The organism is Pedobacter aquae (assembly GCF_008195825.1).
GTDB classification, from domain to species: domain Bacteria; phylum Bacteroidota; class Bacteroidia; order Sphingobacteriales; family Sphingobacteriaceae; genus Pseudopedobacter; species Pseudopedobacter aquae.
The window spans coordinates 2,830,234-2,851,846 of the sequence record NZ_CP043329.1; the positions used below are offsets into that span (position 1 = coordinate 2,830,234).

The following is a 21,613-nucleotide window of genomic DNA, read 5'->3' on the forward strand; positions in this document are numbered from 1 at the left end:
TTTTTATTATCTTTGGGATATGAAAATTCAAAGATTAGCTGCTTTACAACTGGCGAAACGTATCCAGCAAAATAAAGTTTTACTGCTATTTGGTACTCGTAGGGTGGGTAAAACGCATTTATTAAAATCTATTGAAAGCTCTTTAAATATACCCTTCTTACACCTTAACGCCGAAGATACTGATACAGCAACGCTATTAGAAAATAGAAGTATTGCCAATTATAAAAGGTTATTAGGAGAGAATCGCTTATTAATTATAGATGAAGCACAAGTAATTCCAGAAATAGGCAAGATATTAAAGTTGATGATTGATGAATTTGAGGATTTAACCATTATAGCCACAGGTTCATCTGCTTTTGATTTATCAAACCAAACCGGCGAACCTTTAACAGGAAGAAGCTATACCTATTATTTATACCCTATAGCCCAAGCCGAACTTGCACAACATGAGAATATATTGCAAACAAGACAAAACCTGGAAGAAAGATTAATCTACGGCTCTTATCCTGAGATTTTCTCTTTAGATAGTCTTAAAGAAAAAGAGGAATATTTAAAAAATCTGGTAAACTCTTACCTTTTAAAAGATATTCTAAGGTTTGAGAACATCCAAAACAGTAATAAAATTTTTGATTTGATGAAACTTATCGCTTACCAAGTTGGTGCAGAAGTTTCTTTAGACGAGTTGGGTAAGCAGTTAGGCATGAGTAAAAATACCGTTGAGCGCTATTTAGACCTTTTAGCTAAAGTGCAAATCTTATTTAAATTAAGTGGTTACAGTTCTAATCTTAGAAAAGAGGTCACAAAATCCTCTAAATGGTATTTTTTTGATAATGGAATTAGAAACGCCATCATTAATGATTTTAGACCTTTAGCAATAAGGCAAGATACTGGCTTACTTTGGGAAAATTATTGTATTTACGAGCGTATTAAGATAAACCGCTACCAAAAAACAGATGCTGAGTTTTTCTTTTGGAGAACGTATGACCAGCAAGAAATAGATTTAATAGAAAAAGTAGGTCATAACATTCATGCTTTTGAGTTTAAATACAGCAACCACAAGAAGGTAAAAGTACCTGTCTTCTTTCAAAAAAATTATCCCGATGCTGAGTTTAACCTCATCCATCGGGATAATTATATAGATTTTATTGTGGCAGAACTACTTAAACCTTAAGTTCATACTTATAATGTTAGAGCTTAAACCATTGCTTCTGCTGTAGTGCCCGTAGCGTAGCTCAACCATGGTAATTCTTTGTAATTTTAATACGCCTGCCGGAGGTGCAAACCTTACACCTGCTCCAAAATAATTGCTATTAAATTTAGATAAATCGTAATCACTGGTATAAAAAGTATTAGACAGCTGATGCTGATTGATACCTGCAAAATATTCAGAAGCACTTTGCTGATAATATCTGTAAAACGGACTTACAGATGCAAATGGAGTAATTTTAACCACTGTCTCTAACTCGGCAGTACTAGAGTTTATTCCCCAATTATCTGTATAATATCTTGCAAAAGACCTAAGAACTATATGATCTCCCCAGAAATAATTTAGCCTAGCACCTATAGGTAATTTCAACCTATTATCGGGCAAAAATTCTGATTTTAATGTCCCTCTTGAACCATCTGGATTAAAGTTATTGATATCATTAAAATAAACCCTTTGGTAACGTGTAGAAAGTAAACCGCTTTGATAAGCCGGTTCAACCATAATTAAAACCTGTAAATCTTTACTGATAACCTGTGCTAAAGACAGTGCTGCACTAAAAGAATTTCGAGGGGCGTTATCGCCTTGCGTATAGCCTTCAAACCGATAATTAGACCGAAGTTCTATAGGCATAATAACCGCCCAAGTATCAAAAAAGGCCTGTAATTTTACAGAAAAATCGCGGTTTTTATCTTTGGATGATTTGGTATAATTTAAACCTCCGCCTATAGAAGTGTAATCATACTCGCCAGAGAAAGAGGCTGAAAAGCCAATGCTATTTCCTTTCTGTTCGTTTGCGATATTCCAGCTTAAAGAAGGGTAAATTCTTACATCAGAATAAGATGCTGAGGTTACGGTAGCCGGGTCTATGTTATCAGACGATGCCGAGGTATAAGTATCAAAACCTACTTCAAATGTATAAGTATGCTTTAAACCCGTTTTTCCGTAACGGGATAATTTTAAATCAAAGCTATTAGAAACATCGGTTAGTTTTTCTGTGCCAACACCACCCGTTACGGCAGAATTATTACCATCTTGACTGTAATAGCTGTTTACCAAGTTAGCCTCTTCAAACTTCAGCTTTCTTTTCTCAAAAGAAGCCTCTGATGACTTTATTTGAGCAAAACTTGCTACAATACTGAGGTAGAAAAATACAATGGTTAATGATATAAATTTCATATTTCTACCTTAATTACATCCACAACCACCACCACTTTTACCGCCATTTGCGCCAGAAGAGCCCTCGCGGTAGAGCTGAGCATTTTGTTCAAATTTTTCTGCCTTACGGGCTGATAGCTCCATCTCAGAATCATTCAATTTTATTTTCTCATAGGCCTTTACTGCCGTACATGAGCTCATTCCCGAAACATAAAATGCCGCAAGAATAAAAAGCAAAGCTATTTTTTTCATCTAACTGATATTGATATTATTAGAAGTATGCAACCTATTATCATCATCTATAACAATACAAGCCACACCTTTTAATTGGTTTATTAAATCTAAACCAACATGAACGCCCATAACCATAACTGGTGTAGCTAATGCATCGGCAAGCTCTGCTTGCGGACAAATGATACTTACGCTTTTTATCCCGCTAACGGGAAAACCAGTTTTAGGATTTATCGTGTGCGAGTATTTTCTTCCTTTTATAACAGCAAATTTTTCATAGTTACCAGAAGTAGCTATGGCCATATTACTGATGTTTAAATAAGAAAAAGCTTGTAGTTTTTGGTCGGGGTTTGCAATGGCGGCTGTCCAAGGTTTACCATCAATTTGGGCACCCCATGTTACTAAATCTCCAGAAGCGTTAACTATACCACTTTTTATGCCCAACTTTTGTAAAACTGATTTTGCTTTATCCGCCGCATAACCTTTTCCTATACCACCAAAGCCAATACGCATTCCCTTTTGCGTTAAAAAAACAGTTTGTTGGGCTTCATCTAGCATCACATTTCGGTAGTTGATTAAAGCAACTGCTTTCTTAGCCGTTTCTGCATCTGGTAAAGCCGTCATGTTTACATCAAAATTCCATAGACTTTTATCTATAGAACCATAAGTAATATCAAAAGCACCTTGTGTAATTTCCGATATTTTTAAGGCTCTTTTTATCAAATCAAAAACCTCTTTATCTACTTTAACAGGTTTAATTCCAGCAAAATCATTAATTAAATTGGTTTGACTATGAGCTTTAAAAGTGCTTAATAAATCTTCTATTCTACTTATCTCTGCAACTGCTTTTGCTATACAGTCGTAGGCTTCTTGCTCTTGGTGATGAACCACACTTATCTCAAAATGGTTACCCATTAATTTCATCTCCCTTTTAAAAACTTGGGGAGTTAGTATTTCATCCTCAGTTTTTAGCATGCTGAGTTTTATCTATCTGAGCGGTAAACTCTTGAGCATTTGCTTGGGGGAAACCATCCCATTTTTTTATGATTTTCCCTTGCTCGTCTAGCAATAGCGTAAGCGGAAAAACACCATCAGGATTATACTTTAAAGCTAAATCGTTATTTTTCTTAAGCTGTTCTGCTGGCAATTGATTTTTCTTTAAGCGAGGAAAATCTGCCCTAACAAGCACTAAATTTTCAGATGCATATTTTTGAAAGTCATTAGCTTCAAAAATCTCTTTATGCATACGGATACAAGGTCCACACCAATCAGATCCGGAAAAATTTAAAAGGATATATTTTTTTGATGCTACCGCTTTCTGCTGCGCTACATTAAAATCGTTCTCCCAAATATTTCCGAAGAAAAACATGGATATAAAGAGTGTGAGTATTAATTTCATTTTGAAAATTTTCTACCGAATTTAAGCAATAAAATGCCAACTAAAAGTGATTTTCATCACAGTAAGCATCTATTTATGAAAATTTCTTAAGAAAAAACTCTTAAAGTTGTGCCGTTTAAAGAAGTGTTATACCTTCTTAAAGCTACCGTAGCAGGCCCTAAATTTACAGCGCCATTTTCTGCAAACTGTGCCCCATGGTTTGGACATACAAAAAGTCTAGCATTTGAATTATAAGTTACTGATGTACCTTCATGCGTACAAGCTTGTGCTACAGCCAAAAAAGCTCCACTCATGCTTTTTGCTACAATGATCCGGTTGGTATAGATAAAGCCTCCATTATTATTTAAAGCGGCATTGGGTGCTGCTGTTAAATCGATAGTAAAATCTACTCCAGTTGGTGGATTGTTAGAGTTTGAAGGCCCTTCATTGTCTGATTTAGAACAACCAACGCAGCTAAAAACAACTGCCGATGCGGCGGTAAGGCCAATAGCAGATAAAAATTCTTTACGGTCCATAATATTTGGTTTTTAATTTCCTTAAAGAAACGTGAAAATTGAGCTTTGAGTTTTTAATTTTTCAAAATAATTACAATATTTTTTATAAAAAAAGCCAGTCAGCATTTTAAGCTAACTGGCTCCTTATCAAAAAGATAGTTTTAAGCTAACTTAAAAAAAGCTAAAGCATTTTTAATCCTGCTTATTGTTTCTGCTTTGCCAAGCATTAAAGCGATATCAAATACTTGCGGACCAAATTTTCCGCCTACCAACATCACCCTAAAAGGCAGCATAACTTCACCAACTTTTAAGTTTTTATCAGCAGCTAAAGCTTTAAACAAAGTCTCTAAACTAAGGCTATCTTGAAATTCAGTTTCTTCAAATTTTTCTATCAAGCTAGAGAAAAATGCTGCTTTTTCTTCGTTCCATTTCGGCTTTACAGCATCTTCATCATAAGCCGTTGGTGCAGTAAAAAAGAAAGCACTTTGCTGATAAAAATCAGGCAATAAGGTACAACGTTCTTTTACGGCATCCATAACTTTCTCTAAGTAAACATCTTCCGCAGCAATACCTTTTTCTGCTAGAAGTGGTTTTACATAAGGCAATAAATGGCTTGCTGTACTTCTCTTTATCCACTCGGCATTGTACCATTTAGCTTTCTCATAATCAAATTTAGCACCGCCTTTATGGATACGTTCTAAAGAAAACTTTGAAATCAATTCATCCAAAGAAAAAAGCTCTTGATCTGTCCCATCATTCCAACCTAGCATAGCCAAAAGGTTTATCATGGCTTCTGGCAAGAAGCCTACATCTTTAAAACCATCTGCTTTTTCCTGAGTTTTTGGGTCTATCCAATCTATAGCGTAAACAGGGAATCCTAATCTTTGACCATCACGCTTGCTTAATTTACCATGGCCATCGGGCTTTAATATCAAAGGTAAATGTGCCCATTCCGGCATATCTGCCTCCCAACCTAAATATTTCCATAATAAAATATGTACCGGGGCAGATGGTAGCCACTCCTCGCCTCTAAAAGCATGAGATATCTTCATCAGATAATCATCAACCACTACTGCTAAATGGTAAGTAGGCATACCATCGGCTTTAAGCAAAACTTTATCGTCAACATCGTTACTGTTGAAACTTACATCGCCGCGTATTAAATCGTTAAAATAAACCTGCTCATCCTTAGGCATTTTTATCCTAACCACATGTGGAGCGCCTTCTTTAATTAAACTTTCTGCCGCTTCATGAGGTATGGTTAAAGAATTTCTCATTTGCATACGATGGTTATGGTCGTACTTAAAGTTTTCTATAACCTGTCTTTTGCTTTCTAATTCTTCTGGTGTATCAAAAGCATAATAGGCATAACCGTCTTTTACCAATTGTTCTGCATAAGCCCTATAAATCTCTTTACGTTCGCTTTGTCTGTAAGGGCCATAAGCGCCACCAACATGCGGACCTTCATCTGGGTTTAATCCGCACCATTTTAAACAATTGATAATATAATCTTCTGCACCTTCAACAAAACGGGTTTGGTCTGTATCTTCAATTCTTAAAATAAACTCGCCTTGTTGTTGTTTTGCAAAAAGGTAATTAAACAAAATGGTACGCACACCACCTATATGTAAGCCTCCAGTTGGGCTTGGGGCAAATCTTACCCTAACTTTTTTATCCATAGCCTTTGAAAATTTAAGCAAATATTAATGCTTTTCTCAGAAGCCAAAGTTAAGAGATAAGCTTGTACAAACCAGCTTTTTTAATCATTAATCAGGATTTTTAAGTCCTAAACCTGGTTCATCGCTTAAAATATATTTACCGTTAAGAAAATCGGGTGTTTTAAAGGGATTATTGGTAGTCATGAAAGGCCCGTCTAAATCGGCCCAATCACATAAAGGAGCCAAAGCCGCCCCGGCTAATGTTGCCACGCTGGTTTCGCTCATGCAACCCATTAAGATTTTTAAATCATTTGCTCTTGCGATTTTTATCATCTCATAAGCTTCGTACAAACCAGCAGATTTCATCAATTTGATATTAATACCATGATAAACACCTTTAGCTTTTGCAACATCTGCTAAGCGTTGTATGGCTTCATCGCCGATAATTGGGATAGGACTGTGAGATGTAATCCAGGCATTTCCATCTATGTTGTCTTTGGGCATAGGTTGCTCTATTAACACAACACCTTGCTCTTTTAGCCAAAAAGCCATCTCTAAGCCTTCCTTTTTATCGGTCCAGCCTTGGTTAGCATCAACATACAAAGGTAAATGGGTAATATTTCTTATGGTTTGGATGATTTGCTTATCGTTCTCTCTACCTAATTTCACTTTTAATAGTTTGAAATCATATTGTAAAGCATCTTCTACTTTTTTGATAATCATTTCGGGCTCATCAATACCGATGGTGTAAGTTGTAGCTGGCATATGTTGTGGCCATGTGTCAAAAAAAGTATAACAGGGTTTTTGTGCCAACTTACCCGCCAAATCATACAAGGCAATATCAACGGCGGCTTTTATAGCTGGCATTCCGGGTGTTATATCATCCATATACTGATGAATAGCGGCAAAATCAAAAGGAAAAATAAATTTTGATAAATCTAGTTTTGACAAAAAAGAACTTGCTGTTTCTTCATTTTCACCCATATAAGGTACCATAGAAGCCTCACCAATACCTGTGTATCCTTCATGAAAAACCTCTACCAGCATGATGGGGGTACTGGTTCTAGAGAATTTAGCTATGGTAAAAGGAAATTTTAGTAAAAGATTAAAACTATTGTAACTTATTTTCATGTATTTTCGTCTAAAAATTAAATGTAAAAAATTACCTTTTAATTTAACCTTAAATGATTAAGAAATACTCTCTAAATATTGTTCTTATTCTGCTCATTACCATTATAGGCGCTTGTAGCAGTGGAAAAAAACTATTAGAACAGGGCGATTATGACAGAGCTGTTTACACTGCTGTTGACCGCTTAAAAAGCAGCCCAAGCAACAGAAAAGCCCGCCAAACCCTAGACGCAGCCTTTTCTTATGCCGTACAAAGGCATCTAAAAAGAATTGATGAAGCTAAAATGAGTACAACGCCTTTTAAATGGGAAAGTATAGCTAATGATTATAGTGCATTAAACAATTTAGCCAATACAGTTGAAAACTGTCCGGCTTGTTTAGCGCAAATTCCTAATACTAGAAAATTTATTAAAGAGCTAGATGATGCCCGTTTCTACGCGGCAGAAGAACGCTACAATGCCGGAAAAAAATTATTAGCACAAGGCACCAGAGAATCTGCCAGAGCAGCTTATGACAATTTTGACAGGGCAAACCAATTATTTCCTGAATATAAAGATGTAAGAAAACTTTTAGATGAGGCTTATTTGGCAGCCGTATTAAAAGTTATTGTTGAGCCTGTGCAGGTAAACTCTAGACTTTACCAATTGAGTAATGAGTTTTTTCAAGGTAAAATAGCAGAGTTTATGGCGGCTTATGAATACCGTAGTTTTGTTAAATTCTATAGCCCAGAAGAGGCTAAAAAAGTAAAGCTTAAAGCAGACCATTTATTAAGCTTAAGCTTTGATGATTTTGTGGTTGGCCAAACCTACGTGAAAGAGCGTGTACAAGATGTAAAAAGAGACAGTGTAAAATTAGGTGAAACCTCACAAAAAAGACCTGTTTATGGCACAGTAAAAGCGCAAGTTACTACTTTCGAGAAAACCATCAGCTCATCTGGCTTATTAGATTTTAGAATAAGAGACTTTAATAATGGCAGAATTATATCTCAAGAAAAAATGCCTGGAACTTTTATCTGGAGAGATGTTTGGGGTACCTTTAACGGCGATGAAAGAGCTTTAACAGAAGAAGAAAGAAGAATTTGCAGAAGAAGAGAAATTATGCCTCCGCCACCTCAAGATTTATTTATTGAGTTTACAAAACCTATTTACAGCCAATTAACTACCAAAATAAGAAGTTTTTATAACCGCTATTAATTTTGGTATAATTTTATATTTAAACTTGTAAAAAATTAACGCACATAAATAAACACACATATGGAATGGATTACTAATCCGGAAATCTGGATTTCACTTTTAACCTTAACAGTTTTAGAAATCGTATTAGGTATAGATAATATTGTATTTATATCTATTCTTGCTGGTAAATTACCGGTAGACCAACAAAAAAGAGCCCGCTCCATTGGCTTGGCTTTAGCCATGATTACTAGAATTTTATTGCTGCTTTCTTTAAGTTGGGTTATGTCTTTAACAGCTACACTTTTTAACCTTGCCGAATGGTTTGGCGTTAGCAATGATACTTTATTATCAAAATTTGCAATCTCTGGTAGAGATCTTATTCTACTTTTGGGGGGCTTATTCTTGATTTACAAAAGTACCACTGAAATTCATGAGAAACTAGAAGGCGATGAAGGAGACCATTCTGTAAAAAAAGTATATTCTTTTTCAGGCGTTATCATCCAAATATTAATCTTAGATATCGTATTCTCTTTAGACTCAGTTATAACTGCCGTTGGTATGGCCAATGAAATCATGGTCATGATAGCTGCTGTAACCATAGCCGTAATTGTAATGATGTTCTCTGCGGCCTCTATTTCAAATTTCGTAAATCAACATCCTACAGTAAAAATGCTAGCCTTATCTTTCTTATTACTTATAGGTTTCTCTTTAGTAGCAGAAGGTTTAGACCAGCACATCCCTAAAGGATATATTTATTTTGCAATGGCTTTCTCTGTACTGGTAGAAGTACTAAACTTAAAATCAAAGAAAAAAAGAAAACCGGTTGAGTTAAGAAATACGCCACACGAATAATTTTAAACCTCCTTTATGGAGGTTTTTTTTTGACATTCAGTTTAAAAACTTCTATCTTGATAGCTTGTTATTATACCGTCTGTTTATACAATCTGCATCCTTAACATATTCAAAATGTACAAAAAATTTAAGCTTTTACTCGTTTTGTTTAGCGTTGCTTTTATAGCATTCTCTTTCAAAACAGACTTATTTCAAGTTTCTAAGAATCTGGATATTTTCGCGTCTGTATATAAAGAACTTAATCTTAATTATGTAGATGAAGTAAATTCTGCCAAGCTTATCAGAACCAGTATTGATGCTATGCTGAATGATTTAGACCCCTATACAGAGTTTGTACCAGAATCTGAAATTGAAGATTACCGTATGAAGTATGTAAGCACCCAATATGGCGGTATTGGTGCAGCAGTTATTCATAGAGATGGACGTGTTTTTATATCAGACCCTTTTGAAGGTTACCCGGCACAAAAAGCAGATTTAAAAGCTGGCGATGAAATAATTGCTATTAATGACCAAATACTGAAAGGCAAAAATAATGAACAAGTAAGTTTATTGTTGAAAGGCCCAAAAGAAACTCCTGTTAAGTTAAAGCTAGCCAGAGATGGTAAAATTTTAGAAAAAGAAATTAAAAGAGCTGATATTAAACAACCCAATGTGAGCTATTATGGCATGATTGGTAATACAGCCTACATCAGATTAGATAAATTTCTAGAAAATTCTGCTCAAGAAGTTAAAGATGCATTGGTAGAGCTTAAGAAGAATAATCCAACAGGCTTAATCATAGATCTTAGAAATAATGGTGGTGGTATTTTACAAGAAGCTGTAAAAATTGTAAATCTGTTTGTAGGTAAAGATATTGAAGTGGTTTCTCAGAAAGGAAAAAATCCTGAAAAGAATATCAATTATAAGACCTTTTTATCGGCCATAGAGCCAGATTTACCTTTAGCCATTTTAATCAATAACAGGTCTGCATCGGCATCAGAAATTGTAGCTGGCTCTTTGCAAGATTTAGACAGAGCTGTTATTATTGGTCAGCGTAGTTTTGGAAAAGGCCTGGTGCAACAAACTTTTAATTTACCTTATAATACTTTGGTAAAAGTAACGGTGGCTAAATATTATACCTCGTCTGGAAGGTGCATCCAGGCTTTAGATTATACCCACCGTACAGAAGATGGTGTGGTAGAAAAAGTATCAGATTCTTTAATAAACGAGTATAAAACCAAAGGTGGGCGTTTAGTTTACGATGGTAGTGGTATTTACCCAGATATTCATATAGAGCCTTATAAGTTTCACCAAATAACGCAAACTTTAGTGTCTAAATACCATGTATTTGATTTTGGAAATGAGTTTGTAAAAAACAACCCTAGTATAGCAACTGCTTCAGATTTCAAATTATCTGAAACTGATTATAACACTTTTTTAACTTTTATAAAGGATAAGAATATCACCTACAAAACATCATCAGAAAGAGTTTTGGCTAACCTGAAAGAAGAAGTACAAAAAGAAAAGAAATTAAACGAAGTAAAAGCAGAAATAGAAGCTTTACAAAATACGTTAAGCAATAGTAAAAAAGTAGATTTAATAACGCACAAAGCAGAAATTATGCGAGTTTTAGAGTCTGAAATTGTACAACGTTATTATTATGAAAAAGGGCGTATTGTACAAACTTTCCAGTACGATGAAGAGATAAAAAAAGCAAAAGAGTTTTTTAACGATAAACAAAAATATAACGCTGTTTTAGCTGGTATGGGTAACTATAAAACCATTGGCAAGCCAGTAAAAGTTGTAGCTAAAGCTGATTAAAATAAAAGCGGCTAAAAATAAAATAGCCGCTTTTATCATTTATCTTTTCAATGGTTCTAATATTTCTATAGTTTTAAAGGATGTAAATTTAAAAGCCATACTTTTACTACTCTTTACTGGAATTTCATTGATAGAACCTGACACCCATTTAGGAGATAGAGCTAATAACCTTGTTATTTCCTCATCAAAACCAAAACCGCCAGGTCTTAATACTTTTATATCTGTTAAACTACCCTCTTTATCTACAACAAAATTTACTATCACCACTTTTTCTAAGTCTTTGTTTAATGCTCCTGCAGGATATTGTAAATTTTTATTTAAGAAACCCTCAAATTCTTTAGAGCCTTTAGCTGGCTCTGCCTGATTATGGTTTAATGTATAAACTACATCTAAATTTTCAGGTAAGGGAGGAATAACAAGTTTAATTTTAATATCAGGATTAGTATTTTCTAAAGAAAATACAACATTTAATCTTCTATTTACCCGAACTTTTTCTCCATTTCTAACTCCTCTTTTCCATTTCTTTGCTAAGGATAACAATCTTTTAGCTTCTTCTCCTAAGCCAGAGCCTTTTACATCTTTTACAACCAAAATATTACTTATACGTCCATCTTTCTCTATTATAAAATCTAATGAAATGGAGCCGGAGACATTATTACTTAGGGCATTCTTAGGATATTTAAGATTTTCTCTCATCAACTTTTCAAGTCCTTCTAAACCATCATCAGCATAATCTGGGTCTTCGTCTACCTGTACATAAACGTAATCTGTTTTGTTTTTAGCCTCTTTCTGCTGAAGATGAGTATCATTTGCTTTTAAGGGATAAGCAAAAGATAATAAGCATAAGCATGCTAAACATGCTATTGTTGTGGTTAATTTTTTCATAAATAGGTTTATAAATTTGTTGTTTCCAAAGAAACATATTGTTTTCTAAAATATCAATACATAATAGCTAAATTGCTTTTTTAAAAAATCTTATATGAAAATAACGTTTCATGGCGCTGCACAAACAGTTACCGGAAGTAAACATGTATTAGAGCTAGCTAATGGCAAAAAAATTCTTCTCGATTGTGGCATGTTTCAAGGGCATGGAAAACAAACCGGAGAATGGAACTTGCATTTCGGTTTTCAACCTTCTGAAATTGATTTCCTTGTCTTATCCCATGCACATATAGACCATTCTGGTTTAATACCACGCTTAGTTGCCGAAGGTTTTACTGGTGATATTATTTGCACACCTGCTACCAGAGAGCTATGTAAAATTATGCTTCAGGATGCTGCTAAAATTCAAGAATCTGACGCTAAATTCATCAATAAAAAAAGATTAAAGCTCAATAAAACTTTAGTAGAACCCCTTTATACCATGGAAGATGCTTTATTAGCACTTTCATTTTTTAAGAGGGTAAAATACAATCAGCCTTATACTTTAACGGAAGGGGTTGAACTATTATTTACCGATGCTGGACATATCTTAGGTAGTGCAGCCGTTCATTTAGACATCACAGAGAATAATAAAACCACCAAAATAACTTTTAGTGGCGATGTTGGCCGTTATAACGATTTACTATTAAAATCTCCGGCAGCTTTTAGGCAGGCAGATTATGTGATTCTAGAAAGCACCTACGGTGATAGTTTACACGATATGGCTATGCCAACAGAAGGCAGGCTTTTAGAGGTTATACAAGATACCTGTATCCAAAGAAAAGGGAAAGTTATTATCCCAGCTTTTAGCGTTGGGCGCACCCAAGAGATATTATATGCGCTTAACGGTTTAGAATTAAAAGGTGTATTGCCTAAGGTAAAATACTATGTAGATAGCCCTTTATCAGAAAAAGCTACTTTGGTGGTAAAAGCGCACCCTTGGAATTTTAACAACAAAGTACAAGAGGTCTTAAAACAAGATGATGACCCTTTTGATTTTGAGGGTTTATCTTTTATTGAAGATACCGAAGCTTCAATAGCTTTAAATGAAGACCAAACACCAATGGTTATCATTTCTGCATCGGGTATGGCCGAGGCTGGCAGGGTAAAACATCATATCAAAAACAATATTGAGAATCCAAATTGTACCATTTTATTGGTTGGTTATAGTGAGTCTGGCTCTTTAGCCGGACGTTTAAAAAGTGGGGTTAACCCGGTATCTATCTTCGGCGAATATTATCAAGTTAATGCTAAAGTTACCAGCATACAAACCATGAGCGCCCACGGAGATCAAAATGATTTAATCCGTTTTATTGAAAATCAGGATAAAAACCTCACTAAAAAAATATTTTTAGTGCATGGCGAGCCTGATACACAAGAAATTTTTAAGCAAAAATTACATGAAAAAGGCTTTCAGAACGTAGAAATACCCTATCGCCACCAAAGTTTTGAGCTTTAAGCCACAATTTGGTAAAAAATAGATTTTGAAGCTTGTTTCACTAATTGCAATTCAGGCAACAATCTTTATATTTGCGTTCCGTAAATTCAGATTTAAGACATAGTAATGAGAGTAATACAATACAGAGAAGCACTTCGTGAAGCCATGAACGAAGAAATGCGTAAAGACGATAAAATTTTCTTAATGGGCGAAGAAGTTGCCGAGTATAACGGTGCTTACAAGGTAAGTCAAGGTATGCTTGATGAATTTGGCCCGAAAAGAGTAATTGATACGCCTATTGCCGAGCTTGGTTTTGCGGGTATTGCTATTGGAGCTGCCATGAATGGCTTACGCCCAATTGTAGAATTCATGACTTTTAACTTCTCTTTAGTTGCAATAGACCAAATTATTAATGGTGCAGCTAAAATATTATCTATGTCTGGTGGCCAAATATCGGTGCCAATTGTTTTTAGAGGCCCAACTGGTAATGCTGGACAATTAGGTGCGCAACACTCTCAAAATTTCGAGAACTGGTTTGCTAACTGCCCTGGCTTAAAAGTGGTAGTTCCATCTAACCCATATGATGCAAAAGGTTTATTAAAATCATCTATTATAGATCCAGATCCAGTTATTTACATGGAGTCTGAAGTGATGTATGGCGATAAAGGCGAAGTACCAGAAGAAGAATACTATATTGAAATAGGAAAAGCAAAAGTTACCAAAGTTGGTTCTGATGTAACTATTGTTTCTTTCGGTAAAATGATGAGCAGAGCCGTACAGCCTGCCGTAGAAGCTTTAGAAAAAGAAGGTATTAATGTAGAAGTTATAGATTTAAGAACTGTTAGACCAATTGATTTTGAAACTATTTTAACTTCTGTTAAGAAAACAAACAGATTAGTTGTAGTTGAAGAAGCTTGGCCTTTGGCTTCTATTTCATCAGAAATAGCTTTCCATGTACAAAGAAATGCTTTTGATTATCTAGACGCACCAGTTTTGCGTATTACTTGTGCTGATGTTCCTTTACCTTATGCTCCAACCCTAATTGCAGCAAGCTTACCAAATGCTGAGCGTATTGTTAAAGCGGTAAAAGAAGTCATGTATATTAAAAAGTAATTTCTTTTAAGATATAAATACCAAAAAGCCGAGTTGTGAAAAACAACTCGGCTTTTTCTATGCATTTGGCTCCTAACTATTGTTTTTCCTTTAAGGTAATGATAACAACCCCATTCTTACCTTGCTCGCCATATTTATCTGTAGCACTTTTATCTTTCAAGACTTCTATTTTATCGATATTTTCTGGCTTAAGTTTTTTCATCTCTTCTTCCGATATTGCTTTTCCATCTAGCATAAATTGAGGTTTAGGATTATAGCCTGTTAGATTAAAAGAAATAGGTAAAGCAAAGCTTACTCTTACAGCTTTACCATTTTGTTGACCAGGCTCCCAATTTGGAGAAAGTTTTATAACTCTTAAAGCTTCTTCATCTAATTCTTTACTTACACCTCTTAAAATTTTAACATCACTTAAAGAGCCATCTTTTTCAACAATAAAATTAACAATAACCCTTCCTTCTCTTTTATTTGCTTTCGCTTCTGCTGGATATTGCAAGTTCCTCTGTAAAAATTCGGGGAATTTTTGAGGTCCGCCTTTAAACATCGGTAAAACATCAACATGAGTTAATGCATCTTCTTCATTTTTATAACCATACACTTTTACTTCTTTTAAAATAGGAGCGTTTAAAGCGGGTTCCTTAGCAAGCTCTTTTTTTATGGTATCCGCATTAAAAGAAGGAGCCATTTCAGCATCTTTTTGGGTAAGCTTAGGTGTATCTTTCGAATTTGCAGATAAAGGCTGTGTTGTGGTTTTATAAAGCGTAATTTCTTTAAAAGTAGGAATCAAAGTTTGAACTGATTCTTTAAATTCTATTTCACTAGTAATATTTTTTAGTGTTTTATTTTCATTGATGGTAGCAGAAGATAATATCAATGCTAATAGAAATAATGGTACAGACAAACCATACTTTAGGATGGCTGCTTTTCTTGATTTTTGTTTTTGTAACATCTGGATTCTCCTTTTTAATAAAGATTGGTTAAAAAATGTGTTGGTTAATTTATGTGGGTTTATACCGAAGCTCTCACTAAATATTAATAAAGCATATTCCTTTTTACTGCTTTCTGATTGTACAACTGCCTCATCAGCAATAAATTCATGAATTTGCTTTATAGCAACTTTATAGAAATATACTATTGGGTTAAACCAATTCATGATGCTGATGATCTCGAATAATAAAACGTCGGCAGTATGTAATTGCTTGGCATGTGTAAGCTCGTGTTTCAGGATTATATCTTTCTGCGGAAGGTTTTCATCAATCTTAATTTGATTGAAAAATGAAAATGCTTGCTGATGGCTATTTGCCTTCAAAAGCATCCACACTTTTAAAAGCCTATAAAGAAATCTTATAGCACAGCTAAGAACTCCGGCTAAGTAAATGAAAGTAATAGAAATGCTTAACGTATGGGCTTGTGTATTTAAGGGTGTAGCAAAACCTTCTGAAACTGCAATATAAACGCCAGACCATCCTTCCTCTACCTGCTCTGCAATAAAAAATTGGCGTATCCATTCTAGGTAAAACAATGGTATACCTAAAGAAAGTAAAGCCGAGCCTACCAAGTATATCCTGTTAAGCTGAAAAAAGGTTTCATTTCTTAAAAACAAGAAGTAAAATCCGTAAAACAACATCAAGTAAATATTGATTTGAATAAGATAGTTTGCCCAGTTCATCATTTATCGGTTTTAAGTTTTTCAATAAGTTTTAATATCTCATCTGCTTCTTTTAAATCAATTTTTTGCTTTTTCACAAAGAAAGAGAACATACTTTCTACCGAGTTTTCAAAATATCCGTTCAGTAGTTTGTCAGTAGCATAGTTTTTATATTCTTCTTTTGTTATTGCTGGTAAATATTGATGACTTTTACCAAAAGCTTTATGCTTAACAAAACCCTTAGTTTCTAAAATTCTGATGATGGTTGATACTGTATTATACGCCGGTTTAGGTTCTGGCAAATACGCTATCACATCTTTAACAAAGCCATGTTGTATTTCCCATATCACCTGCATAATTTGTTCTTCTGCTTTTGTAAGTTCTTTAAATTCCTTTTCCATATGATTTGCTAACGTTTAAACTAATATATAACTAATTTTTTAGTTATACAACTAAATTCTTAGTTAATACAAAACAACATTATTTAATATATTGAAAATCAATTCATTAAAATCATCATTATGATAACAGGCTTAATCATGACGGGCTTCAGAAAAATATCAGACCCATAAGATTAATACAAACAGACCCGAATAACAGCCAAAAATTTGTTTACATTTATATAAAACCAATGAAACCTGTTTGATATGCAAGAAATGAACAGACCAGTAAGAGTTTTAGTTGCCAAAGTTGGCTTAGATGGGCATGACCGCGGCGCAAAAATAATAGCCACTTCTTTAAGAGACGCCGGTATGGAGGTTATTTATACAGGCTTAAGACAAACTCCAGAAATGGTGGTAAACGCTGCCTTACAAGAAGATGTAGATGCTATAGGTGTATCCATATTATCGGGTGCGCACATGACTGTTTTTCCTAAAATCATCAATCTGATGAAAGAAAAAGGAATGGATGATGTTCTGGTAACAGGTGGTGGCATTATTCCTGATGAAGATATGCAAGCGCTCAGGAAAATAGGTGTTGGCGAGTTATTTCCGCCGGGCACCAATACCCTAGCCATTGTAAATTATATAAAAGATTGGGTTGTAACACACAGAGACTTTTAATCATGAAAAACTATCTTAACCTTCTTACAGACATACAAAACAGCATACTTTATCTAACCATAAATAGAGAAGATAAACTTAATGCACTTAATAAAGATACTTTAGCAGAAATACATGATTGTATTTTAGCTGCACTACATGATGAATCAATAAAAGGTATCATCATCACCGGAAAGGGTGAAAAAGCTTTTGTAGCTGGCGCAGATATTAAAGAATTCTCTAATTTTAATGCAGAAGAAGGCAAAAATTTAGCTAAAGAAGGGCAAGAAAAGGTTTTCGATTTAATTGCTAGCAGTAAAAAACCTGTTATTGCTGCCATGAATGGCTTCGCACTAGGTGGTGGTTTAGAATTAGCTATGGCTTGCCATATCAGAATAGCATCTCAAAATGCCAAATTAGGGCTTCCAGAAGTAAGTTTAGGATTGATTCCGGGTTATGGAGGCACCCAAAGACTAACAGAACTAGTGGGTAAAGGAAAAGCTTTCGAAATGATTTTAACTGCCGATATGATTTCTGCCGAAGATGCTGAAAAAGTAGGCTTAGTCAATTATGCGGTAGAATCAACAGATTTATTACCCAAAGCAACAGCTTTAATGCAAAAAATACTTAGTCGCTCGCCAGAAGCTATAGCAGCAGCCATAAAAGCGATAAACGCTTTTGACCACACCCAAAGTGGTTACCAAGCAGAAATTGAAGCTTTTGGAACTTGCTTCGTTACCCAAAATTTTAAAGAAGGCGTAGCTGCATTCTTAGAAAAGCGTAAACCAAATTTTCATTAATATGATTTTATATATTTTTTGAATTAATTTTCAGATAATTAAAATTAATTATGTAGAATTATTTTCCCATTTAAAATAAATATCTATATTCGCTTATAAGAATTTTACTAAAGCTTCTTATTCTGGTAAGTAAATACAGATATGAAAAAAATACTAATCGTTGATGATGAAGTTAACATTGGGTTGCTTCTCTCTAAATTCCTATCAAGGAACGGTTTTGAAATAAAGACTGCAACTTCAGGAACTTCAGCATTTGATATCCTCAGCAAAGAAACTTTTAACCTCGTACTTTGCGATTTTAGGTTAGAAGATACCGACGGACGAGAAGTATTAAAAAAAATAAAATTACTTTATCCAAGAACAGGTGTTATCATCATTACTGGTTATTCTGATATAAAATTAGCTGTAGAACTCATTAAAATGGGTGCTTACGATTATATTACTAAACCACTTTACCCTGATGAAATTCTAAACACCATCAATAAAGCTATTGAAACTCAACAAGCTTTAAATGAAGAATTAGACAACCCTTCTCCTGTTACGGAAGAAACACCTAAAACAAAAGAGGCTAAAAAAACTTCAGGAAGTTTTGATGAGTATGTTATTGGTCAAAGTTCTCCTGCTAGAGAGCTTATTAGGCAAATAGAACTTGTAGCCCCTACCAATTATAGTGTTATTTTAATTGGAGAAAGCGGAACCGGTAAAGAATCGGTAGCTAAAAGTATCCATATGAAAAGTAATAGAAGAGATAAACCTTTTATTGCTATGGATTGCGGTTCTCTAACCAAAGAGTTAGCAGGTTCTGAATTTTTCGGGCATGAGAAAGGCTCTTTCACTGGCGCATTATACACCAAAATTGGTCACTTTGAAATGGCAAATGGCGGTACTTTATTTTTAGATGAAGTAGGAAACCTGTCTTATGAAATACAAGCTGCTTTATTAAGAACTGTACAAGAAAGAAAAGTAAAAAGAATTGGCTCTACCAAAGAAATAGACCTTGATGTAAGAATAATTGTTGCTACCAATGAAAACTTAATTGATGCTATATCTAAAGGTAAATTTAGAGAAGATTTATACCACAGATTTAACGAGTTTGGTATTTACATGCCTCCATTAAGAGAGCGTGGTAAAGATATTTTAATTTTTGCCGAACACTTTTTAAATGCGGCCAATGCAGAGCTTAATCGTGATGTTAAAGGCTTTAGCGAGGAAGTAGAAGAGTGTATTCTTACCTATACTTGGCCAGGTAATGTTAGAGAGCTAAAAAATGTTATGCGTAGAGCGGTTTTACTAACCGAAGGAGATTACATCCTGCTTAAAGCTTTGCCTCTAGAAATTTCAACCTTCACCAAGTTATCAGCACTAGAAAACATTTTAGATAAACCAGCAGGTGGCGGAGAAGGCAGAAGAGAAAAAAAACTCGACCTAAAAAATGCTGCTTTAGAAGCAGAGTATGAAACTATTCTAAAAGTACTTAAGGAAGTAAATTTCAACAAAACTAAAGCTGCTAAACTGTTAAATATTGATAGGAAAACGCTTTACAACAAAATGAAAGCCATTAATCTAGAATAAATGATTACTTCTAACCTCTCATTTTTAAAATCTAGAAAAGGATTTGATATCCCTATACCCTATTTTCTTGCGGTATTTACCTTATGTATCATTCCTTTTTTGCTTTCGGTTTTACAACTCGATATAGATCTTCTTGGATATCATATCATCTCTTTTGAAAAAGCAAATGCTTTTAAAGACCTTCTTGTAGGTAAAGCATTTAATACCGCATGGATCTTATTTAGCGTTGCAACAGGCTTGTTTACTTGTATTTTAACTCTTATAGATTTTAAGGTAAAAAAAGACATTTCCGCACCTATTATTGGTATTGTCTTACTATGTACAGCTATTATAGATTTGCTACATCTCACAATTGCTTCTAATCTTATTAAGTTAGCTATCAATTATGATGACGCACTTTATATTACTTGGTTTACCAGCAGGCTATTACAAGTTACTTTCCTGATTTTAGGTACAGGCTTAATTTTAGTAGTTAAAACCAAAACCATCAGGAAAATTGAGCAGAAAGTTAAATTATTACAGGCTTTAACCCTTTTATTCGGACTTATAACTGTAGCAGCATTATATTTTTACTTACCGTAAAAACATTACCTAGTTTTTTTATTGCAAGTAATTCTTTCCTTATACATCCAACAGAATTAATTATCATAGGCTTATTCTTTTTATGGGGTTCTGTTATCATGCCTAACGTTATAAAGACATATCCTAGCATATTTTCACAACTTTTAGTTTTAAGTATGATACCTGCAATTTTTGCAGCTGTTCATATGTCTATTGCATCATTTCCTTTTGATGCTAATTATAATGTAGCGCAATTTTTAAGGCTCATCACCTATTTTATTCCCTTAACAGGAATTAGCTTAAACTATTCAAGAAGTATCTCTAAACAGCACCAAACCAATTTAAAACTCGATAGAGAAATTCAGGAAAAGAAAAAAATACAACAAAACTTAGAAAGCAGACAAAACTTACTTAAGTATGCCGAGTCTATGGCTAATATGGGTAGCTGGGAAATGCAAACTGCAACGGATAAAATGATTTGGTCTGATGCACTTTACCATGTTTTAAATTTAAATCCACACCAAACCCAACCAACTCTTGACGCTATTCTTGAGCTTTTTCAGGATGATGACAAAAACAACTTTAAACAAGCTATACAAAACTGTATAAAAACTCAGGGTTCTTTTCAGCTAGAATATCAAATTACAGATCATCAAACATCAATACAACGCTTTTTACAAATAAAAGGGCAGTATATCCAAACAGAAAATAAAATTATAGGTACCTGTCTTGATGTTACCAAACTAAAAGAAGCCACTTTTAAGCTAGAGCAAAATGAGGCTATTTTAAAAGAAGCAGAATCTATATCCCATAATGGAAGTTTTGAATGGAACCAAGGCTCTTCTTCTATCTTTTGGTCTGATGAACTTTACAGGATACACGGTTTAGACCCACAAAACATCAAATTAGATTTTGGATTTTACAAAACTTTAATCCACCCAGAAGACCTTAAAAGATGCGAATCTACGGTAGAAAAAGCCTTTGATTTGAAGCGTAACTTTGTTATAGAATACCGCATCATCAAACCAGATAAAGAAGTTAGATTCTTATATGGCACAGCAAAAATTATTATTGATAAAAAAACCGATGCCGTAAAAGTTTTAGGTACTATTCAGGATATTACAGAGCTTAAAAATACAGCCATACTTTTAGAAAAAACAGAAAGTATTTATAAAACTATTGCCAAAAATGTTCCAGATTCTGCTGTGATGATGTTTGATAAAGATTATAAATTAATCTTATTAGACGGCCCTATAGTAAAAGACTTAAACTTTAAAACACAACCACAAACCGGCATTTTCTTACCCGATTTATATCATGATGACCTTGCAGAAAAAATTAGAAAATCTCTTGATAAAGCATTCTCAGGTTTAGAAGTATCTTTTGAAAAGAAGAGAATAATCGTTTTTACAAGATAGATT

Annotated in this window: 21 protein-coding genes; 11 read left to right on the forward strand and 10 right to left on the reverse strand. The window is 34.2% G+C overall.

What is annotated here, in order from left to right:
- Positions 1–19 precede the first annotated feature (19 nt).
- Entirely contained in the window at positions 20–1,171 is a 1,152-nt protein-coding gene (locus tag FYC62_RS12410; protein ID WP_149075161.1) for an ATP-binding protein, read from the forward strand.
- Here the strand turns inward: FYC62_RS12410 and FYC62_RS12415 are convergent.
- The 7 genes from FYC62_RS12415 to FYC62_RS12445 form a co-directional block, all read right to left on the reverse strand.
- On the reverse strand, positions 1,157–2,383 hold the full coding sequence (locus FYC62_RS12415; RefSeq protein ID WP_149075162.1) for a DUF3570 domain-containing protein: 1,227 nt from the start codon (positions 2,381–2,383) through the stop codon (positions 1,157–1,159). The two genes, FYC62_RS12410 and FYC62_RS12415, sit on opposite strands and share 15 nt — an antisense overlap.
- A 9-nt stretch (positions 2,384–2,392) precedes the next feature.
- The gene (locus tag FYC62_RS12420) at positions 2,393–2,614 is read right to left on the reverse strand and encodes a DUF4266 domain-containing protein (RefSeq protein ID WP_039450936.1); all 222 of its coding nucleotides are present in this window, start codon (positions 2,612–2,614) and stop codon (positions 2,393–2,395) included.
- Complete coding sequence (locus FYC62_RS12425; protein WP_240534723.1) at positions 2,615–3,568, reverse strand: FAD:protein FMN transferase; 954 nt, start codon at positions 3,566–3,568, stop codon at positions 2,615–2,617.
- On the reverse strand, positions 3,555–3,992 hold the full coding sequence (locus FYC62_RS12430; RefSeq protein ID WP_039450934.1) for a thioredoxin family protein: 438 nt from the start codon (positions 3,990–3,992) through the stop codon (positions 3,555–3,557). The genes FYC62_RS12425 and FYC62_RS12430 overlap by 14 nt, the downstream gene beginning before the upstream one ends.
- Positions 3,993–4,078: 86 nt before the next feature.
- Positions 4,079–4,507, reverse strand: coding sequence for a QcrA and Rieske domain-containing protein (locus FYC62_RS12435; RefSeq protein WP_149075163.1), 429 nt, complete (start codon positions 4,505–4,507; stop codon positions 4,079–4,081).
- A 140-nt stretch (positions 4,508–4,647) separates the two neighbouring features.
- The gene (gene gltX / locus FYC62_RS12440; protein ID WP_149075164.1) at positions 4,648–6,165 is read right to left on the reverse strand and encodes a glutamate--tRNA ligase; all 1,518 of its coding nucleotides are present in this window, start codon (positions 6,163–6,165) and stop codon (positions 4,648–4,650) included.
- Positions 6,166–6,252: 87 nt separating this feature from the next.
- A complete protein-coding gene (locus FYC62_RS12445; RefSeq protein WP_149075165.1) occupies positions 6,253–7,275 on the reverse strand; it encodes a dipeptide epimerase in 1,023 nt (340 codons plus the stop codon).
- A gap of 53 nt (positions 7,276–7,328) precedes the next feature.
- Between FYC62_RS12445 and FYC62_RS12450 the strand changes: the two genes are divergently transcribed.
- The 3 genes from FYC62_RS12450 (at position 7,329) to FYC62_RS12460 (ending at position 11,099) form a co-directional block, all read left to right on the forward strand.
- Entirely contained in the window at positions 7,329–8,465 is a 1,137-nt protein-coding gene (locus tag FYC62_RS12450) for a hypothetical protein (protein ID WP_149075166.1), read from the forward strand.
- Positions 8,466–8,525: 60 nt separating this feature from the next.
- A complete protein-coding gene (locus FYC62_RS12455; RefSeq protein ID WP_149075167.1) occupies positions 8,526–9,299 on the forward strand; it encodes a TerC family protein in 774 nt (257 codons plus the stop codon).
- A 114-nt stretch (positions 9,300–9,413) separates the two neighbouring features.
- Positions 9,414–11,099 (forward strand): S41 family peptidase, encoded by a 1,686-nt coding sequence (locus FYC62_RS12460; protein ID WP_149075168.1) that lies wholly within the window; start codon positions 9,414–9,416, stop codon positions 11,097–11,099.
- Between the two features lie 39 nt (positions 11,100–11,138).
- On the opposite strand, the gene FYC62_RS12465 is transcribed toward FYC62_RS12460, so the two are convergent.
- Positions 11,139–11,984: an energy transducer TonB gene (locus tag FYC62_RS12465; RefSeq protein WP_149075169.1), complete on the reverse strand. Its 846-nt coding sequence runs from the start codon at positions 11,982–11,984 to the stop codon at positions 11,139–11,141.
- A gap of 94 nt (positions 11,985–12,078) precedes the next feature.
- Here FYC62_RS12465 and FYC62_RS12470 point away from each other — a divergent pair, with 94 nt between their 5' ends.
- Together FYC62_RS12470 and FYC62_RS12475 are read left to right on the forward strand one after the other, a co-directional pair.
- Positions 12,079–13,479, forward strand: a complete 1,401-nt coding sequence (locus tag FYC62_RS12470; RefSeq protein WP_149075170.1) for an MBL fold metallo-hydrolase RNA specificity domain-containing protein — start codon at positions 12,079–12,081, stop codon at positions 13,477–13,479.
- A 105-nt stretch (positions 13,480–13,584) separates the two neighbouring features.
- Positions 13,585–14,571: a pyruvate dehydrogenase complex E1 component subunit beta gene (locus FYC62_RS12475; protein WP_039450916.1), complete on the forward strand. Its 987-nt coding sequence runs from the start codon at positions 13,585–13,587 to the stop codon at positions 14,569–14,571.
- 76 nt (positions 14,572–14,647) lie between these two features.
- On the opposite strand, the gene FYC62_RS12480 is transcribed toward FYC62_RS12475, so the two are convergent.
- Positions 14,648–16,240: a M56 family metallopeptidase gene (locus tag FYC62_RS12480; RefSeq protein WP_149075171.1), complete on the reverse strand. Its 1,593-nt coding sequence runs from the start codon at positions 16,238–16,240 to the stop codon at positions 14,648–14,650.
- Positions 16,237–16,617, reverse strand: coding sequence for a BlaI/MecI/CopY family transcriptional regulator (locus tag FYC62_RS12485; protein ID WP_149075172.1), 381 nt, complete (start codon positions 16,615–16,617; stop codon positions 16,237–16,239). The genes FYC62_RS12480 and FYC62_RS12485 overlap by 4 nt, the downstream gene beginning before the upstream one ends.
- Before the next feature lie 246 nt (positions 16,618–16,863).
- Here FYC62_RS12485 and FYC62_RS12490 point away from each other — a divergent pair, with 246 nt between their 5' ends.
- The 5 genes from FYC62_RS12490 to FYC62_RS12510 all read left to right on the forward strand — a co-directional run bounded on the left by FYC62_RS12490 (position 16,864) and on the right by FYC62_RS12510 (position 21,610).
- Positions 16,864–17,280, forward strand: a complete 417-nt coding sequence (locus FYC62_RS12490; RefSeq protein WP_240534724.1) for a cobalamin B12-binding domain-containing protein — start codon at positions 16,864–16,866, stop codon at positions 17,278–17,280.
- Between the two features lie 2 nt (positions 17,281–17,282).
- Positions 17,283–18,059, forward strand: coding sequence for an enoyl-CoA hydratase/isomerase family protein (locus FYC62_RS12495; protein WP_149075173.1), 777 nt, complete (start codon positions 17,283–17,285; stop codon positions 18,057–18,059).
- 141 nt (positions 18,060–18,200) lie between these two features.
- Positions 18,201–19,631, forward strand: coding sequence for a sigma-54-dependent transcriptional regulator (locus FYC62_RS12500; RefSeq protein ID WP_149075174.1), 1,431 nt, complete (start codon positions 18,201–18,203; stop codon positions 19,629–19,631).
- Positions 19,632–20,213, forward strand: a complete 582-nt coding sequence (locus FYC62_RS12505; protein WP_149075175.1) for a hypothetical protein — start codon at positions 19,632–19,634, stop codon at positions 20,211–20,213.
- Positions 20,214–20,368: 155 nt separating this feature from the next.
- Positions 20,369–21,610: a PAS domain-containing protein gene (locus tag FYC62_RS12510; protein ID WP_168199442.1), complete on the forward strand. Its 1,242-nt coding sequence runs from the start codon at positions 20,369–20,371 to the stop codon at positions 21,608–21,610.
- Positions 21,611–21,613: the final 3 nt, after the last annotated feature.

Coding starts and splice junctions, on each gene's coding strand:
- gltX (WP_149075164.1), bottom strand. CDS start 6,165: ATGGATAAAAAAGTTAGGGTAAGATTTGCCCCAAGCCCAACTGGAGGC.
- FYC62_RS12455 (WP_149075167.1), top strand. CDS start 8,526: ATGGAATGGATTACTAATCCGGAAATCTGGATTTCACTTTTAACCTTA.
- FYC62_RS12485 (WP_149075172.1), bottom strand. CDS start 16,617: ATGGAAAAGGAATTTAAAGAACTTACAAAAGCAGAAGAACAAATTATG.
- FYC62_RS12465 (WP_149075169.1), bottom strand. CDS start 11,984: ATGAAAAAATTAACCACAACAATAGCATGTTTAGCATGCTTATGCTTA.
- FYC62_RS12475 (WP_039450916.1), top strand. CDS start 13,585: ATGAGAGTAATACAATACAGAGAAGCACTTCGTGAAGCCATGAACGAA.
- FYC62_RS12510 (WP_168199442.1), top strand. CDS start 20,369: ATGATACCTGCAATTTTTGCAGCTGTTCATATGTCTATTGCATCATTT.
- FYC62_RS12495 (WP_149075173.1), top strand. CDS start 17,283: ATGAAAAACTATCTTAACCTTCTTACAGACATACAAAACAGCATACTT.
- FYC62_RS12420 (WP_039450936.1), bottom strand. CDS start 2,614: ATGAAAAAAATAGCTTTGCTTTTTATTCTTGCGGCATTTTATGTTTCG.
- FYC62_RS12435 (WP_149075163.1), bottom strand. CDS start 4,507: ATGGACCGTAAAGAATTTTTATCTGCTATTGGCCTTACCGCCGCATCG.
- FYC62_RS12425 (WP_240534723.1), bottom strand. CDS start 3,568: ATGCTAAAAACTGAGGATGAAATACTAACTCCCCAAGTTTTTAAAAGG.
- FYC62_RS12460 (WP_149075168.1), top strand. CDS start 9,414: ATGTACAAAAAATTTAAGCTTTTACTCGTTTTGTTTAGCGTTGCTTTT.
- FYC62_RS12445 (WP_149075165.1), bottom strand. CDS start 7,275: ATGAAAATAAGTTACAATAGTTTTAATCTTTTACTAAAATTTCCTTTT.
- FYC62_RS12480 (WP_149075171.1), bottom strand. CDS start 16,240: ATGATGAACTGGGCAAACTATCTTATTCAAATCAATATTTACTTGATG.
- FYC62_RS12505 (WP_149075175.1), top strand. CDS start 19,632: ATGATTACTTCTAACCTCTCATTTTTAAAATCTAGAAAAGGATTTGAT.
- FYC62_RS12415 (WP_149075162.1), bottom strand. CDS start 2,383: ATGAAATTTATATCATTAACCATTGTATTTTTCTACCTCAGTATTGTA.
- FYC62_RS12430 (WP_039450934.1), bottom strand. CDS start 3,992: ATGAAATTAATACTCACACTCTTTATATCCATGTTTTTCTTCGGAAAT.
- FYC62_RS12500 (WP_149075174.1), top strand. CDS start 18,201: ATGAAAAAAATACTAATCGTTGATGATGAAGTTAACATTGGGTTGCTT.
- FYC62_RS12470 (WP_149075170.1), top strand. CDS start 12,079: ATGAAAATAACGTTTCATGGCGCTGCACAAACAGTTACCGGAAGTAAA.
- FYC62_RS12450 (WP_149075166.1), top strand. CDS start 7,329: ATGATTAAGAAATACTCTCTAAATATTGTTCTTATTCTGCTCATTACC.
- FYC62_RS12490 (WP_240534724.1), top strand. CDS start 16,864: ATGCAAGAAATGAACAGACCAGTAAGAGTTTTAGTTGCCAAAGTTGGC.
- FYC62_RS12410 (WP_149075161.1), top strand. CDS start 20: ATGAAAATTCAAAGATTAGCTGCTTTACAACTGGCGAAACGTATCCAG.